Source organism: Alistipes intestinihominis, assembly GCF_040095975.1.
GTDB classification, from domain to species: Bacteria; Bacteroidota; Bacteroidia; order Bacteroidales; family Rikenellaceae; genus Alistipes; species Alistipes senegalensis.
Window position 1 is genome coordinate 50,645 of sequence record NZ_JBBMFL010000003.1, and the last position, 14,678, is coordinate 65,322.

General features: G+C 61.8%; 10 protein-coding genes. 2 read left to right on the plus strand and 8 right to left on the minus strand.

Annotated elements, in window-relative coordinates; all coding sequences use genetic code 11:
- Nucleotides 1-37 precede the first annotated feature (37 nt).
- Genes WMO46_RS03370 through WMO46_RS03380 form a run of 3 tightly spaced genes read right to left on the minus strand, consistent with a single transcriptional unit; the run spans nt 38 to nt 3,073 of the window.
- Complete coding sequence (locus WMO46_RS03370; protein WP_129651534.1) at nt 38-745, minus strand: LytR/AlgR family response regulator transcription factor; 708 nt, start codon at nt 743-745, stop codon at nt 38-40.
- On the minus strand, nt 742-1,770 hold the full coding sequence (locus WMO46_RS03375; protein ID WP_195496928.1) for a sensor histidine kinase: 1,029 nt from the start codon (nt 1,768-1,770) through the stop codon (nt 742-744). The genes WMO46_RS03370 and WMO46_RS03375 overlap by 4 nt, the downstream gene beginning before the upstream one ends.
- Before the next feature lie 13 nt (nt 1,771-1,783).
- On the minus strand, nt 1,784-3,073 hold the full coding sequence (locus tag WMO46_RS03380) for an alpha/beta hydrolase-fold protein (RefSeq protein ID WP_349093789.1): 1,290 nt from the start codon (nt 3,071-3,073) through the stop codon (nt 1,784-1,786).
- Nucleotides 3,074-3,253: 180 nt separating this feature from the next.
- Between WMO46_RS03380 and WMO46_RS03385 the strand changes: the two genes are divergently transcribed.
- Nucleotides 3,254-6,388, plus strand: coding sequence for an efflux RND transporter permease subunit (locus WMO46_RS03385; protein WP_349093790.1), 3,135 nt, complete (start codon nt 3,254-3,256; stop codon nt 6,386-6,388).
- A 143-nt stretch (nt 6,389-6,531) separates the two neighbouring features.
- On the opposite strand, the gene WMO46_RS03390 is transcribed toward WMO46_RS03385, so the two are convergent.
- Together WMO46_RS03390 and WMO46_RS03395 are read right to left on the minus strand one after the other, a co-directional pair.
- Nucleotides 6,532-8,022: a nucleoside hydrolase gene (locus WMO46_RS03390; protein WP_276715240.1), complete on the minus strand. Its 1,491-nt coding sequence runs from the start codon at nt 8,020-8,022 to the stop codon at nt 6,532-6,534.
- Nucleotides 8,023-8,037: 15 nt separating this feature from the next.
- Nucleotides 8,038-9,924 carry a TonB-dependent receptor plug domain-containing protein gene (locus WMO46_RS03395; RefSeq protein ID WP_276715244.1) on the minus strand — a complete coding sequence of 629 codons (1,887 nt, stop codon included), beginning with the start codon at nt 9,922-9,924 and terminating at the stop codon, nt 8,038-8,040.
- A gap of 188 nt (nt 9,925-10,112) precedes the next feature.
- Here WMO46_RS03395 and WMO46_RS03400 point away from each other — a divergent pair, with 188 nt between their 5' ends.
- On the plus strand, nt 10,113-12,077 hold the full coding sequence (locus WMO46_RS03400) for an MFS transporter (protein ID WP_349093791.1): 1,965 nt from the start codon (nt 10,113-10,115) through the stop codon (nt 12,075-12,077).
- 3 nt (nt 12,078-12,080) lie between these two features.
- Here the strand turns inward: WMO46_RS03400 and WMO46_RS03405 are convergent, their stop codons facing one another.
- Genes WMO46_RS03405 through WMO46_RS03415 form a run of 3 tightly spaced genes read right to left on the minus strand, consistent with a single transcriptional unit; the run spans nt 12,081 to nt 14,642 of the window.
- A complete protein-coding gene (locus WMO46_RS03405; protein ID WP_019151454.1) occupies nt 12,081-12,842 on the minus strand; it encodes an energy-coupling factor ABC transporter ATP-binding protein in 762 nt (253 codons plus the stop codon).
- 1 nt (nt 12,843) lies between these two features.
- Entirely contained in the window at nt 12,844-13,659 is an 816-nt protein-coding gene (cbiQ, locus tag WMO46_RS03410; protein WP_349093792.1) for a cobalt ECF transporter T component CbiQ, read from the minus strand.
- Complete coding sequence (locus WMO46_RS03415; RefSeq protein WP_349093793.1) at nt 13,656-14,642, minus strand: energy-coupling factor ABC transporter permease; 987 nt, start codon at nt 14,640-14,642, stop codon at nt 13,656-13,658. The genes cbiQ and WMO46_RS03415 overlap by 4 nt, the downstream gene beginning before the upstream one ends.
- Nucleotides 14,643-14,678 lie beyond the last annotated feature (36 nt).

Here is a 14,678-nt window from a genome sequence, read left to right on the forward strand (position 1 = left end):
AAAATATTCGACCCGCCAAGCATCAGGGTCTGAAAAATCACTTTTCCCGGCTCAAGACGGCCATTGCCGCTTCCGAATAGGTTTTGCCCACCGGCAGCCGTTTGCCGCATTTCGACAGCACGACTTCGGTGCTCGAGAACTTCGCAATACGCTTCTCGGGCACGACGAACGAGCGGTGGATGCGGATGAACTCCCCGTCCGGAAGCTGCTCCTCGACGGCGCGCAGGGAGATTTTCGACGTAACGGTCGCGCCGTCGATGGTGTGTACCCGGACGTAGTTGTCCAGCGATTCGATGTAGAGAATCGTATCGACAGCGACCGATACGTTCTTGTAATCCGCTTTCAGAACCAGACTGCGGGAGGCCGACTCCGCGATCCGCAGCAGGTCGTGCATCCGCAGCCACTCTTCCGCTTTCTGCATGGCCCGCTCGAAGCGTTCGTAGAAATAGGGCTTGTGCAGGAAATCGACGGCATCGACCTCGAAGCCGTCGAGTGCGTAATGGGCGTATGCGGTGGTGAAGACGAGGCAGCAGGCGGGCGGCAGTTCGCGGGCGAGTTCGATGCCCGACGTGCCGTTCATTTCGATGTCGAGGAAAACCACGTCGGGCCGCCACTCTTTCACGCGGGCCATGCCGGCCCGCGGCGAGCTGTAAGTTTCCAGCTCGATGCCGCCCCGGCGTTCGCAGTACTGGCGGACGATGCTCAGGGCGATGGGTTCGTCGTCGATGGCGATACAGCGGATCATAGGGCGGGGGATTGAATTTCGAGCCGGACGCGAAACAGACCGTCGGCATCCGTGCCGGTTTCCAGCCGGTGCCGGTCGGGATAGAGCAGCGCGAGGCGTTTACGGCAGTTGGCGATGCCCATGCGTTTCGAGTTTTGCGACTCCCGCCCGAAAACGGAGTTTTCCACTTCGAAACGGAGCGTGGAGCCCTGCTGGCGGAGTCGGATACGGACGAAGCAAGGTTCGTTGGACGAAATGCCGTACTTGAACGCATTTTCCACGAACGTAATCAGCAGCATGGGCGGCACTGACATCGCGTCGTGCTCGACCGTGCGGTCGAAGCGGACCTCGGCGAATCCGTTCAGCCGCAAGGTTTGCAAGGCGATATACTGGTCGATGTACTCCACCTCCTCGCCGAGCGGTATGAAATCTCGATTGGCGTTGTTGTACATATATTTCGTCAGGTTGATGAAGCGTTCCAGCGTCGCTTCGGTCTTGTCGGAACGGGTGATGAGCAATCCGTAGAGTGCGTTGAGCGTGTTGAACAGAAAATGCGGGTTGATCTGCGCCTTGTAGAGCGCCAGTTCGGCCTTGTTGCGTTCGTACTCCACCTCCTCGCGGGCCAGCCGCTGGCGGTAGGCTTCCGTCAGCATGCCGACGGCGAAGCAGAAGATCACGACGATGATATAATGCAGCCAGATGGCCTGCTGATTCTGCCGCGCGCCCCAGCTCGGAACGGGAATCGCCGCCAGCTGCTGCCGGACATGGTAGAACGGCGACGATATTTCGTAGGACGAGAAGAGGAACGTGACCAGCAGGGAGACGGCAATCGCCGTCAGGGCGTACATGCGCGGTCTGCCTTTGTGGAACAGCCGCGGAACGATGAAGTATTTGTAGGAGAAATAGGTGGCATAGAGCCAGCCGACGAACGAGCAGAAAAACACGGGATAGGTTCCCCACCACCGCTCCACCGGAAAGGCGAAGATCATCAGCGGCAGGAACCCGAGGCAAAAAGCGAGGTCGATATACAGAGAGGCGTTTTTCATCGTCCGGAGAAAGCTATTTGTGCTGCTCGAAAAGCCACTCCTGCACTCCTTCGATGCCGTAGGCCACGAACCACGTGGCGCGGTGGCTGCCGCCCGTGAGGTGGGTGAAAAGCAGGTGGTCGCCCCCGGCGCGCATCTTGTCGGCTTCGGCGGAGAGCTCTTCGGGCGAGGCTGTCAGGTCCCACGTGGCCTCTGAGACGCTATGGCCCTGCCCGCGCCACTTCTCGACGGCCCGGCTTTGCAGGGTGTTCGACGATGCGTCGCCCTCGCATGAAATGATCCAGATGTTTTGGTCGGCGAGCGGGCCCATCTGTTCGGGATTCCATTTGCCGGCCACGAGCAGCGCTCCGGCGAAGAGGTCGGGCTCCTTGAGCATCATCACGATCGACGACATGCAGCCCATTGACTGTCCGGTGGCGTAGATCCGGTCGGGATCGACGGAATAGCGCGTTTGCAGGTCTTTCAGCAATTCGATCGTGGTGTCGAGGTGGTGGCTGTAATTCCAGTTGTCGTCAACGGTAATGACCGGATATTCGGGAGCTACGACGATGCACTTATGTCGGGCCTGCGCCTCGGGCTCGGCCCACGAGGTTGCGCCGTTGCCCTGGTAGAGCGTCTGCGTGACGGGGCCGCTCGCCGCCCCGGCGTCGTGGATGAAGAGCACCAGCGGATATTTTTCCGCCGGGTCGTAGTCTTCGGGCAGGTAGATGTTGTAGGGCAGCGTCTGACCCGTATAGGGGCTCACGAACTCCTCCTGCCGGAAGTCGTCGGCCACCAGGCAGATCTCTTCGGTGGTCTTGATGGGGGCGTCGCTCGCCGCATAGGTCTTGCCCTTCGCCGTCTTGATGTCCGCAACCTGATACGCCGTGGCGTCGCCCGGATATTCGTCGTCGCCGCCCGTGCTCCAGCCGGCCCGCAGTCCGGGGCCTCCCTGCATCCGGTCGCGCTCCCGCTTCTTTTCCATGTCGGCTTCGGTGGGCTGCTCGGGCTGTGCATTCAGATCGACTTCCGTCTTCAGTTCGATAACGACATAGCGTCCGTCCGTCCCCTTTTTGGCCCGTTCGGGGACTGTGTTGGCGTAAATGCGCGTCACCTCCCGGCCCTCGACCGCATAGCTTTCGGCCGTCAGGCTCTTGTCGCGGACGGGGGCGTCGTACTCCAGCACGACGGTTTCCACCTTGCGGCCGTCGCCCAGTACGCGGCTGACGGCCGTGGCGGATTGTACGTGTCCGGTCGGGGCGGCGGCTTGCGCCAAACCTGCGGCTCCTGTCAGGAGCAGCGTGAAAATAGTTCTCTTTTTCATGGTTCCGTAATTTTGAATGACGCATCCTGTGATGCAAAGATACTTCCTTTTTTCAGGAAAGCCGGCAAAAGCGTCCGGCCGTTCACCCCCGGATCGGGCCGCTTTACCCCCGGATCGCGGGATCGATGGCCGGGAGGTGACGCTTATGACTATTTTTGTCATACGACAAAAAATGCAATCATGGACGTTCGCACATTCATAAACCGTCCGATCCTTTCGGGCGTCATCTCCGTGGCCATTGTCATCGTCGGGCTGATCGGCCTGAGCCGTCTGCCCGTCGAACAGTTTCCCGACATCGCCCCTCCCACCGTGCGCGTCAGCGCCACCTACACCGGAGCCAACGCCGAGACGGTGATGAAGAGCGTCGTCACGCCCCTCGAAGAGCAGCTCAACGGCGTGGAGAACATGATCTATATGACCTCGACGGCCACCAACACCGGTGCGGCCACCATCAACGTCTACTTCCGGCAGGGCACCGACCCCGACATGTCGGTGGTCAACGTGCAGAACCGCGTGGCTTCGGCGCAGGGACTGCTTCCGGCCGAAGTCACGAAGGCGGGCGTGATGGTGCGCAAGCGTCAGAACAATTCGCTGAAGGCCATATCGCTCTATTCGCCCGACGACCGTTACGATGCCAACTTCTTGACCAACTACATGAAGATCAACATCGAGCCTCGGATGTCGCGTATCGCGGGCGTGGGCGAGGTGAATATCTGGGGCGCCAGCTATTCGCTGCGCATCTGGCTCGATCCGTCGAAGATGGCGCAGTACGGACTGATGCCCTCGGACATCGCCGCGGTGCTGGCCGAGCAGAATGTGGAATCCCCGACGGGGACGCTGGGGGCCGAATCGGCAAATACGTTTCAGTATGTGCTGAAATACCGCGGCCGTTACGAGGAGGAGGCCGACTACGAGAACATGGTCATACGCTCGCTGCCCGACGGCAGCGTGCTGAGGCTGAAAGACGTGGCCCGCATCGAACTCGGTGCCGAGAACTATACGATGCTCAGTCAGACGAGCGGACACCCCGGCGCCAACTGCATGATGGCCCAGACCTCCGGCTCGAACGCCAACGAGATCATCGAAGAGATCGACGAAGTGTCGGCCGACATCGCCTCGTCGCTCCCCAAAGGCATGGTGCTGACCGACATCACCAGCACGAAGGATTTCCTCGACGCCTCGATTGCCAATGTGGTCGAGACGCTCCTTATCGCCATCGTTCTGGTGGTCCTGGTGGTCTATCTCTTCCTCCACGACCTGCGGGCCACGCTCATTCCGTCGCTGGCCATCGTCGTGTCGCTGATCGGGACGTTCGCATTCCTTTACGTCGTCGGATTCAGCCTGAACCTGCTGACGCTTTTCGCCTTGGTGCTGGTCATCGGCACCGTGGTGGACGACAGCATCGTGGTCGTAGAGGCCGTGCAGGCGAAGTTCGACGAAGGATACGTCTCCGCCTATCGGGCCACGGAGGATGCGATGGGCGGGCTGACCTCGGCGCTGATGACCACGACGATCGTTTTCATGGCCGTGTTCATCCCCGTCAGCTTCATGGGCGGTACGACCGGAACGTTCTACACGCAATTCGGACTGACGATGGCCGTCGCCGTCGCCATCTCGCTGCTCAATGCCATGACGCTCAGCCCGGCGCTCTGCGCGCTCATCCTGCGGCCCCGCGCCGATGCCGCGAGCGGGGAGATGCCGGGTTTCTCCGACCGATTCCATGCGGCTTTCGACCGTTCGTTCCGCCGCGTACAGCAGAAATACCTGCGGGGCGTGTCCTTTTTGTTCCGCCGCAAGGCAATCGCCGTCGGGAGCATCGTCGCGGCGTGCGGCGTACTGGTCTGGCTGATGAGCATTACCAAAACGGGCCTCGTGCCGCAGGAGGACATGGGCACGATCAACGTGGGCGTGCAGACATCGCCCGGCAGCAGTCTGGAAGAGACCGACCGCATCATGGACGAAATCGAAGCGGCCATCCGCGACATTCCGCAAATCCAGATCTATTCGCGCGTTACGGGCAAGGACACCCGGCACAACCAGTCGTCGTCGGCCGGATCGTTTTCCGTCCGGCTGAAAAATTGGAGCGAGCGCACGAAGAAGGGCGATGACATAGCCTCGGTCATGGCGGAGATCTACCGCCGCACCGACGGCATCAAGACGGCGCAGATACGTGTCTCCACCACTCCGATGATCTCCGGATACGGCCAAAGCGACGGTTTCGAACTTTACGTGCAGGACCGCAAGGGCGGCAGCGTGGAAGATCTGCTGCGATATACCCGCGCATTTATCGACGCCCTGAACGCACGACCGGAAATATCGCGCGCCTACACGACGTTCGATACCAAATTCCCGCAGTACCGGGTCGAGGTGGATGCGGCCTTGTGCAAGCGCAACGGCGTGTCGCCCGCCGATGTCCTCAGCACCCTTGCGGGGTATGTGGGCGGCAGCTATTCGTCGAATCTGAACCGCTTCACCAAACTCTACCGCGTCATGGTGCAGGCTTCGCCCGAATACCGGCTCGACACCGAGGCGCTGAACGATCTGTTCGTGCGCAATGCCGCGGGCGGGATGTCGCCCCTGTCGCAATACCTGACGCTCACGAAGGTCTACGGCTCGGAGAGCCTTTCGCGATTCAATCTCTTTTCGGCTGTCGCCGTCTACGGCGCACCGGCCGAAGGGTACAGTTCGGGACAGGCCATTCGGGCGATCGGGGAGGTGTCGAAGAGCGCCTTGCCCGAAGGATACGGCTACGAGTTCGGCGGCATGTCGCGTGAGGAGGCTTCGACGAGCAACGCCACCACGATGGTCTTCATCGTCTGCATCCTCTTCATTTATCTGATTCTCTGCGCACTTTACGAAAGCCTCTTCATCCCGTTCGCCGTCATCCTCGCCGTGCCGTTCGGTTTGGCCGGCAGCTTCGTCTTCGCGCAGTTGTGGGGGCTTGAAAACAATATCTATATGCAGACGGGGCTGATCATGCTGATCGGCCTGCTCGCCAAAACGGCCATTCTGCTTACGGAGTACGCCTCCGACCGCCGACAGCAGGGCATGGGTATCGCGGCTGCGGCCATGTCGGCGGCCAAAGCCCGGCTGCGTCCTATCTTGATGACCTCGCTCACGATGATTTTCGGCATGTTGCCGCTGATGTTCGCTCAGGGTGTCGGCGCCAACGGCAACATTTCGGTCGGCGTGGGTACGGTCGGCGGCATGCTGACCGGCACGCTGGCACTGCTCTTTATCGTGCCGGCGTTGTTCATCATCTTCCGGTATTTGCAGGAGCGGTTCCTGCCCGGGCGTTTCCGGGCGTCCGAATAACGCCGTACGATTGTTTCCGGATCTCCGCCGCATCGTCCCGGGCTTCTTTGCGACATCTTGCTGGTCGAGTTTACGACGCAGCGAGACCGCTGCATAGCGGGCTGGACTCCGGGAATGTTTCGTATCCGGGGTTCGGCCCGTTTTCAGGGCGTGTTCTCCCCGACGTACATGTCGAATATCTCGTGCCGGTCGAAGTCGAGCCAGTATTGCAGCGCCAGGGCCCGCACGTATTGCCAGTAGGGCTCTGTCAGATTGCCGTAAAGTTCGATTCCCCGTTTCACGTCCCGGCGGATACGGTCGGCGTACCCGGGTTTCAGCACCAGTCGTACCGTCTTGTTCTTGAAGGTGAAACGGGCTTCGGGACGCGGCGTGACGTTTTCCGCGACGGTAATCAGCCCGTGTCCCACGGAGGCTCCCGTACCTACCTGCAAGCCGTCGTTCATGCAGCTTATCGGCGGGTTATGCCCCGCATAAGTCGTCACCAGAATATCGTCCACTCCGATATTGAAATATTCACGGGCGCGGATTCCCATCTTGACGCCGATCGTGGCGTATATTCCCAGATGACCGTGCAGTTCGTTGGTCAGCACGCCCGCACGCCATTCGCTCACTCCGTGGCGGGCGATCGCCGAGTCGATGATCGGAACGACATCCGCCGCATACAGCGCATGCCGTACCGGAAAGCCGTAGAACACCCGGCTCTCGCTGTCGGGTTTTCCCCGGAGGATCGCCGTCAGCCGGGTCTGCACCTCCTCCGCCGGGACTTTGTCCGACAGTTCGCACGCCTGAACCGTTCCGCTCAGCTTCCGGGAAGAGAACAGCTCCGGGGCGAACAGCCAGAGCGCGACCAGATCGTCCCAGGCTTCCAGATGACGTTCGCCGACCAGCTTCGCCAGCGGGGGCGTGCGGTGCGTCGCGGCGATTTTCCGGGCGTAGACGTTCGGCACGGCCGCCACCGAGTCGATCAGGGCGGGCGTAACGACGACCGGGCAGGCCGGATTCGCCGATACGACCGTTACGGGCACGCCGCTCGCCAGCACATAACGGGCGGCGGCGCTGTCCGTTTCGAAATTGGCTCCGGAGAGCGGTCCGGTCCGGCTGTTGTACCAGACGACCCGGTCGATCCGCGCGCCGGAAGCGGGATTTTCCCGCAGAACGTCGCATAGATTCGTCAAAGCCCCGAGGGCGATGAAAACGACCTTCTCCTCCTCTTCTCCGAGGGTTTCGGCGATCAATGCCGGCGCCGCAGGGAAGCCGGCTCCAGCGGTTGCAGCGGCTGCGGCATCGCCCCAGTCCACGGCTTCGGAGTGGGCACGCCATATCGGTGCGGGGGCATTCGCCGCACGTCCCGCGCCGACCGGAACGCCTTCGTGGTGGAAGGAGTCGAGCAGCGCACGCACACGTATGGCGGCGCTGTCGGGAAGCAGCGCGCCTTCCGAAGTCGTGACGGCGAGCACCTCGACTTCGCGGTTGCCCAGCAGCATGCAGAGGGTGCGCAGGTCGTCGGCGGCGCCGTCGGTGTCGATGACGGCGTGGAAACGGGCTTTGCCCGAATGCGCATGGCAGGGGGCGAGGAGGACCGACAGGATGACTGCCAGCAGGCCCCGGCGGAAAAAGTACGGACGGATTGTCATGGTCTCGGATCGTATTCAGAAATTGACATTCATGCCGCCCAGCGCCGTGGCTTTCGGCATGGGGAACCCGGCGTTGATCTCATAACGCTGCGCCAGCAGATTTTCGCCCCGCACGAACAGATCGAGCCAACGGGTCGCGCGGAAAGTGACATTGGCGTTCCATAGCACGAAATTATCCTTGGCCACGGGTTTGACCGAGGTGTAAAGTCCGTGGATATACTGCACGCCCGTCGATGCCTTCCAGCGTCTGCGCGAAAAATCGACCCCGGCGTAGAGTTTGTGTTCGGGGGCTGCGACCACCGGATAGGCCATGTGGAGGTAGCTGTAATTGACCGAAACGGCCCACGCGGGGTTTATGCGGCAGGCCGCGTCGCCCTCGGCGCCCCAGTTCTCGATCCGGCCCGTATTGATGTTTTTCGGGCGTCCGTCCACCGGAACGGTCTGGATCATGTTGTCGCCGTCGATGTAGTAGACGCTGATCGCGTACGAAAGCGCCCCGTCCGACACGCGCTGTGTGAATGAAAGTTCGTAGTTCATCAGTTTTTCGGGTTTCAGATCGGGATTCTGCGGCGGGAACATATACATTTCGCGGATCGTCGGGAAACGGAATCCTTTGCTGACCATCGCCTTGATCTGGGCATTGTGCGGCAGCAGGAACGACAGCCCGCCCTGCGGCACCCACTCCGTGCCCGCGTGCGAGTGGTGGTCGAGGCGCAGCCCGGCGTCGAGCGTCAGCCAGTGCGTCAGGCTTTGGCGGAAATCGACGTATACGGCCGCTTCGTCCATCGTTTTGTCGGCCGTGGTTTTGTCCGGAGCGCCGTCGGTGAAGGTGTTCCACGCCTTGCCGCCGAAATGCTGCCAGTCTGCACCCACGGTCAGGCGGTTGCCGCTGAAAAGCGTGACGCTCTGATACCACGATACGCCCAGCATCCTGTCGCGGGAGTTGAAGCGGTAGTTCAGCGGCTCTTCGCCGGGCGAGTATCCGTCGTTGATTCTGTGCCGGCCCCAGTTGTAGAAGAAACTCAGGGTTCCGGAGGTCTTGCCGTAGTCGTTGCGCAGAGCGAACGATGTCATGCCGCGGGTGATGCGCTGGCGGTTGTCGAGAATGGGCGCCGAGACGGCGCCCGGGTTCTGGGCATTGAAATGCGTGAGGTTCACGTCGGCGTAAACGTCCCACCGTTCCGTGATCCGGTATCCCAGTTTGGCGTAACCGCCGTACTGCTCGAATCCCATGTTCCTGCGATGGCCGTCGGTGCGGTTGTAAGAGCCGGTCACCGTACTGGTGAAACGTCCGGCCCGAATCTGGTTCGTGACCTCGGTTTCCAACGTGTTGTAGGAGCCGTAACCGGCATGGAGGTCGGTTTTGACCCCGTCTTCGTGCATCTTGCGCGTCACGATATTGATGACGCCGCCCATGGCGTTCGAGCCGTACAGCACCGAAGCGGGGCCGCGCACGACCTCGACCCGGTCGGCCAGCATCGACTGATAGGCGTCGGCGATCGGATGCCCCATCAGCCCCATGTACTGGGGATGCCCGTCGATCAGCACCAGCAGCCCCGTCGTGGGGCCTCCGCCGACGCCGCGCAGCGTCATCTGCCCGGCGGCCCCGCCCGAAACGCCGTATCCCATGATGCCGCGTCCCGTGACGAACAGTCCCGGAATCTGCTCGGTCAGCGTCGGCAGCAGCGACGGCCGGAATCCCTCGGCGATCTTCTGCCGTCCGACGACGGAGATGGTCATCGGCAAGTGCCGGATGTCGGTTTCATGCCGGGTTCCCGTGACCACGACCTCCCCGATCGGATAGGTTTTCGCATTGCGCAGGCTGTCGGCAGTCTCCGACCGCAGGGCGCATACAGGGACGATGCTGCCCGACAGCAGCAGGACAAATAGTTTGGACTTCATCTTCTCGCATTATGTTTTACTTGGACATTCGTCACTCTCTTTTTGCAGCGTATTCTCGTCCTTCACCAATTCTTGTTCCAAAATCCGCCGCCGGAGCGGGAAAGTGCGAATCCCGGAAATGCTCCGGACCGGACGGACGGTTTTTCTTTCGGCGCGTTTCTTGTTCTGAGCCGCATAAACCGCTCATTATGGAAAACACCCGGCAACCGATCCTGTTACGGGTCCGGCAGCACCTGCGCGATGCCGTCGGACGCATGCACCCTTCCGTCTCGTTCGTCTCCTGCATCGGTGTTCTGCTGGCTTATCTGACGGGTGTCTACATAACGGGATCGCTTCACGAGGCGTCGCGCTGGATGGGGGCCATGCTGGCCTGCACGTCGCTGGTGGTCGTCTTGCAGTCGAACAGCTACAAGGCTTCGCTGCGCACCGGATGGACCCGGGTGCTGGGGACCTTCCTCGGGGCGCTCGTCGCCTACATATATCTCAAAATGTGGCCCTTCTCGATCGTGGGGATGCTCGCTTCGGTCTTCGTGCTGGAGATGCTCTGCATGCTGGTCGGAATCTACCGGAACGGCCGTATCGCCACCATTACGCTGCTCATCATCCTGCTCGTCTCGCAGATGACGCCCCACGTCTCGCCGGCCGTGAACTGCCTGCTGCGCTTTACCGAATCGGTCGTCGGCGTCGTGGTGGGCATTGCGCTGCTGTGGCTGCTCGAACGGTGGAACAGATGGCTCTACCCGCAGGAATACGCAAACACGGTTACCGATAAAAATATGAACATGGACACGATGCCCCTGCGTTGGGGCCATTTCAGAGTGCTTGTCGTCGCCTCGCTCGGACAGATCACCGGAGCCGGGCTGGCGACGCTGGTCGGCGTCATACTGCCGATGATTCAGATTTTCCGGCATCCCGGACTTACCTCCCTGCAACAGGGGCTCGTGGCGGCGACCAGCCTCGTCGGGATCATGGTCGGTTCGGTGCTGTTCGGAGCGTGGAGCGATAAAAAGGGATACCTGTTTTTCTTCCGCTTCTGCCCCGCGCTCATCCTCGCGGCCTCGCTGTTCACCTTTTTCACGGCCGATCTCTTCGGACTGGTCACGGGGCTGTTTTTCATGGGACTGGGCATCGGAGGAGGTTACAGCCTCGATTCGGACTATATCTCCGAAATCATGCCCCGGCGGTGGAGACTGCTGATGGTCGGCGTGGCGAAAGCCGCGTCGTCGCTGGGCAGCATCGCGGCGGCGGCTGTCTGCTTCTTCCTGTTGCGGGAGTGGGGCGATCCGCACCTTTGGAACCGGCTGCTGCTGCTCGTCGCATTCATGGCGGTCGTCATGCTGCTCTGCCGCATCCGTTTCGAACAGAGTCCCGGATGGCTCATCGCCCACGGGCGAATATCCGAAGCCGAAGAGGCCGTGCGCTATTTTCTGGGACCCGACGTGGAGATCGGCGAGATCCGCAACCGCCCGAACAAAACGCAGATGCCGAAGGCGGCTTGGAGCGACCTCTTCAAATCGGGCCAGGTGAAGAAAGTGATTTTCAGCGGCATTCCGTGGGCCTGCGAGGGATTGGGCGTCTACGGCATCGGGGTTTTCCTGCCCGTGCTGGTCATGGCGCTGGGGCTGGAAAAGGGGGCCGAGTCGGCCTTTGCTCGAATCACCGATTCGGTATTGCTGACCACATGGATCAACCTCTGCATCCTGCCGGGATTCGTACTGGGCCTGCTGCTCGTGAACCGCTGCTACCACGTGCGGACCCAGACGTGGGGCTTTGTCCTCTGCGCCGCGGGCATGGCCATCCTGCTGGCGGCCTACGAATTCCGCTGGCCGGTCTGGACCGCCGTGTCCGGGTTCATGCTCTTCGAACTGTTCCTCAATGCGGGCCCCCACCTGATGACGTTCATCATTCCGCCCCAAATCTACTCCGTCGCCGAGCGCGGCGCAGGCGCGGGGCTGGCCGCGGCCTTCGGCAAACTGGGCGCCGTCGCCGGCGTCGTCTTCATCCCGATGCTGCTCAAGTGGGGCGGGGCTTCGCTGGTGCTTTGGGTGACGATCGGCGTACTGCTCGCCGGGGCGTTGGTTACGGCGGTCGTCGGCCGGGAGGTGCTTCCCGACCGGGGGCGGTCCGTTCGTCCCGAGATCCGGCGCGACTGACCGTCAGGGGGCGTACTCCTTTTTCAGCGCGCGTTTCATCCGCAGTTCGCAGGGCTGTTCCAGTCCGCACTCCTCGAGCAGGGCCAGATCGCCGAATACGTGCCGCGTACTGCCGTCGGCCACGATCCGCCCCTCCTTCATCACGATCGTCCGGTCGCAAAGGTCGAGCACCATCTCCATATCATGCGTGGCGATCAGCGTCGTGTGGCTGAAACGGCGTATCAGGTCGATGATCTGCCGCCGGGCGCGGGGATCGAGATTCGAGGTCGGCTCGTCCATGACGAGCACCGACGGCTCCATCGCAAGGACCGTCGCTATCGCAACGCGCTTCTTCTGTCCGCCCGAAAGCCGGAAGGGCGACTCCCCGCGCAGATCGAGCGCACCGACGGCGTCGAGGGCTTCCGTGACGCGGCGGCGGATCTCTTCGGGTTCGAGACGCATGTTCGAGGGCCCGAAGGCCACGTCTTCTTCGACCGTGGGCATGAAGAGCTGATTGTCCGAATCCTGAAACACCAGCCCTACGGACTGCCGCACCAGCGGCAGCGTCCTGCGCGTGAGCGCGATCCCGCCCAAGACCACTCCGCCCTGCGAGGGCATCAGCAATCCGTTGGTGTGCAGCAGCAGAGTCGATTTCCCGGCTCCGTTGGCCCCGACCAGGGCGACTTTCTCCCCGTGCGTGATGCGGAACGAGACACCGCAGAGCGCTTCGTAACCGTTGGGATAACGGTAATGCACATCGTCGAACCGGAGGTAGTGGTGGCTCATGTCAGAAGTTGTTTATCAGCATCGAAAAGTTTTCGGCCGGACGGCACAGGCGCAGCAGGACGAGTGCCGAGCACCATGCGGCGAGAAACAGGGTATCGCGCATTTTCCATGCCGGACGTTCGGACATCCCCTCCGAGATGCGTCCCGTGAATCCGCGGGCGAGCATCGCCCGGCTGATCCGTTCGGCCCGGTCGAAGGTGCGGATCAGCAGCTGCCCGACGAGCGTTCCCCAGACTTTGAGCGGGTAGGATTTGCGGCCGAAACTCCTCGCGTCGCGGGCCTGCTGCATGGCCGCGGCCTCTTCGATCAGGACGAAAAGGTAACGGTAGACGAAAAGCAGCTGCGTGGTGAAAACGGCCGGCACGCCGAGCTGCTGCAAACTCCGGCAAAGGCGGTAGTACCCGGTGCTGCCGATCAGCACCAGCAGCGCCTGCACCGACAGCAGGCCGCGCAGGATGATCGAGAGGAACGATATCCAGCCGGCGGTGACGACCAGCGCACCCATCCGGAAAACCGGCTCGCGGTCGTAGAAAAGGTTGAAAACGCCGATGAAGGCGACGAACGGCAGCACGACGAGCGACCGCCGGAAAATCGGTCCGTAACGCAGGCCGCCCATCGCGCAGGTGAAGATCGGGAAGACGAAAAACAGCAGCAGTTCCGAAAGCCGGTATGGCGGTACGGAGAGCATCGTCACGAGAAAAACCACCGTGACGAGCAGTTTGGCCCGGGCATCCGTGCGATGGAGCGGACTTTGCATCCGTGCGGTCCGTTCCATCGCGTCCAACGCACAAAGCACATGTTGCAGTCTGTTTTTCATTCCTGCCTTTGTCCGGCGCGGAACAGGCAGGAGGCGCCGAATACGGCCAGCAAAATGGCCCCGCTTCCTACGATTCCCGCAAACGTCGTGTTGTAGTCGGGTATCACGGCCGTTTTCTCCTGAATGGCGGCGGCTCTCCGGTGCAGGCCGTCGGACGCAGGTTCCAGTTCGGCCCGGCCCGCCGTTTTGGCGATCGACCATTCCAGTCCGTCGGGATCGGACGAGGCGATCCACGAGAACGACCCGCCGATCAGCAGTGCCGCCAGCGCGATTGCCGCAAGGGCTTTTCCGAGTCTCCGTCTTCCGGGGGCGCCCGCTCGGCGGATGCCGTACAACAGTTCGGGCTTATAGCGCTGCACGACGCAGATCACCGCCGCCGTGGCCAGCCCCTCGCCGATGCCGATGAACAGATGGATTGGAAGCATGAACAGCAGAAACTGCCCCATCGGCAGCGCGGTGATGCCCGACGCTTCGGTTTCGATCGTCACGGCCAATGCGCCCAGTTCGAGACCGGCCACCGAGGCGAGCACCGACGCGGCGATGATCCGCCCCGGCGATGCGCCGGGCTTCATCAGCGGTCTGAACAGTAGCGGATAGGCCACCAGACACGACAATGCCGCCATGTTGAGGATATTGGCGCCCAGGGCCATGAAGCCGCCGTCGGCAAAAACGAGGCACTGAATCACCAGCACCGAAGCCAGCGTAATCAGCGCGGCCCAGGGACCCAGTATCGCCGAGAGCAGGATGCCGCCGACCAAATGGCCGCTCGAACCCGTTCCCGGGATGGAGAAATTTATCATCTGGGCGGCGAAGATGAAGGCGCCCATCACGCCCATCAGCGGAACGATGTGCTCGTCCCGCCCGTCGGGTTCGGGACGGTCGTTGCGCGGACGCCTGACTTTCCGGATTGCCGTTCCGAGCAGGACCAGCGATATGGCTCCCGTAACGGCGAATACCGGCGGGGAGACCAGTGCGTCGGACATGTGCATAGTCTGTTGTTTTTCAGGTTTTCAGACCGC

Excerpts from the sequence above, each read along its gene's own strand:
- WMO46_RS03390 (WP_276715240.1), bottom strand. The coding sequence starts at position 8,022 with ATGACAATCCGTCCGTACTTTTTCCGCCGGGGCCTGCTGGCAGTCATC.
- WMO46_RS03400 (WP_349093791.1), top strand. The coding sequence starts at position 10,113 with ATGGAAAACACCCGGCAACCGATCCTGTTACGGGTCCGGCAGCACCTG.
- WMO46_RS03395 (WP_276715244.1), bottom strand. The coding sequence starts at position 9,924 with ATGAAGTCCAAACTATTTGTCCTGCTGCTGTCGGGCAGCATCGTCCCT.
- cbiQ (WP_349093792.1), bottom strand. The coding sequence starts at position 13,659 with ATGAAAAACAGACTGCAACATGTGCTTTGTGCGTTGGACGCGATGGAA.
- WMO46_RS03380 (WP_349093789.1), bottom strand. The coding sequence starts at position 3,073 with ATGAAAAAGAGAACTATTTTCACGCTGCTCCTGACAGGAGCCGCAGGT.
- WMO46_RS03375 (WP_195496928.1), bottom strand. The coding sequence starts at position 1,770 with ATGAAAAACGCCTCTCTGTATATCGACCTCGCTTTTTGCCTCGGGTTC.
- WMO46_RS03385 (WP_349093790.1), top strand. The coding sequence starts at position 3,254 with ATGGACGTTCGCACATTCATAAACCGTCCGATCCTTTCGGGCGTCATC.
- WMO46_RS03415 (WP_349093793.1), bottom strand. The coding sequence starts at position 14,642 with ATGTCCGACGCACTGGTCTCCCCGCCGGTATTCGCCGTTACGGGAGCC.
- WMO46_RS03405 (WP_019151454.1), bottom strand. The coding sequence starts at position 12,842 with ATGAGCCACCACTACCTCCGGTTCGACGATGTGCATTACCGTTATCCC.
- WMO46_RS03370 (WP_129651534.1), bottom strand. The coding sequence starts at position 745 with ATGATCCGCTGTATCGCCATCGACGACGAACCCATCGCCCTGAGCATC.